Below are 331 nucleotides of genomic sequence, written 5' to 3' on the forward strand. Positions count from 1 at the left end.
CAGGCTGTCGTCACCGGCGCTCTGGCGCATCTATGTCTGAGCGTCAGCGATCTGGACCTTGCCAGCGCGCAGATCATCGCGGCAGGGGCAAGCCGTCTGACCGAAGCCGAGGCGCTTGCCCTTGGCGAGCCGGTGGTAAACGTCCGCAACGCCATTTTCGAGGGACCTGCCGGCGTGATCATCGAGCTGCTTGAGCCGGTCGCATTTCCGCTGGACCGCACAGCGACCTAGGCACAGGATGCATCGCTGCCCGTCGCGCTGTTGGCACCTCTGGAACAGCTCTTTCCGAAGCGCAATGAAAAGCGAGACGTTAATGACGAGCGCGTGCTGA

The 331-nt window shown here is 62.8% G+C and carries 1 protein-coding gene; it reads left to right on the forward strand.

The annotated features are described in order from the left end of the window. Positions 1–231, forward strand: a 231-nt coding sequence (locus O4H53_RS27270; protein WP_443069654.1) for a VOC family protein, incomplete at its 5' end; no start/stop codon positions are given. Between the last annotated feature and the right edge of the window lie 100 nt (positions 232–331).

Origin of the sequence: Sulfitobacter sp. G21635-S1, from assembly GCF_027213915.1 — a bacterium.
GTDB lineage: Bacteria > Pseudomonadota > Alphaproteobacteria > Rhodobacterales > Rhodobacteraceae > Sulfitobacter.